Origin of the sequence: Xenorhabdus sp. KJ12.1 (assembly GCF_963876495.1) — a bacterium.
Taxonomy (GTDB): Bacteria; Pseudomonadota; Gammaproteobacteria; order Enterobacterales; family Enterobacteriaceae; genus Xenorhabdus; species Xenorhabdus stockiae.
Genome location: NZ_CAWNQH010000008.1, coordinates 1 through 827, shown reverse-complemented (window position 1 = coordinate 827; position 827 = coordinate 1). Strand labels below are relative to the sequence as shown.

General features: G+C 51.1%; 1 protein-coding gene. It reads right to left on the bottom strand.

Features of this window, described 5'->3' with window-relative positions:
- On the bottom strand, nt 1-827 hold an 827-nt coding region (gene tuf / locus AACS92_RS02075), incomplete at both ends, for an elongation factor Tu (protein WP_099112034.1).

Sequence of the window (827 nt, the reverse complement as noted above, 5' to 3'; positions counted from 1 at the left end):
TCACGCTTAGTACCACGCAGCAGAACACCAACGTTCTCACCCGCACGGCCTTCGTCCAGCAGTTTGCGGAACATTTCAACGCCAGTACAAGTTGTTTTCGCAGTATCTTTGATACCAACGATTTCAACTTCGTCACCAACTTTAACGATACCACGCTCAACACGACCAGTTACAACAGTACCACGGCCGGAGATGGAGAATACGTCTTCGATTGGCAGCAGGAATGGCTTGTCAATGTCACGCTCTGGTTCTGGGATGTAAGTATCCAGTGCTTCAGCCAGTTCAACAACTTTAGCTTCCCACTCTGCGTCGCCTTCCAGCGCTTTCAGAGCAGAACCACGGATGATTGGCGTGTCGTCGCCTGGGAAGTCGTACTGAGACAGCAGCTCACGAACTTCCATTTCAACCAGTTCCAGCAGCTCTTCATCATCAACCATGTCACATTTGTTCAGGAACACGATGATGTAAGGAACGCCTACCTGACGACCCAGCAGGATGTGCTCACGAGTCTGTGGCATTGGGCCATCAGTTGCAGCAACAACCAGAATTGCACCGTCCATCTGAGCAGCACCGGTGATCATGTTTTTCACATAGTCGGCGTGGCCTGGGCAGTCAACGTGCGCGTAGTGGCGAGTTGGAGTATCATACTCTACGTGAGAAGTAGAGATGGTGATACCACGTGCTTTTTCTTCTGGTGCGTTATCGATCTGATCGAATGCACGTGCGTTACCGCCGTAGGTTTTTGCCAGAACGGTGGTGATTGCAGCAGTCAGGGTAGTTTTACCGTGGTCAACGTGGCCGATAGTACCAACGTTAACGTGCGGTTT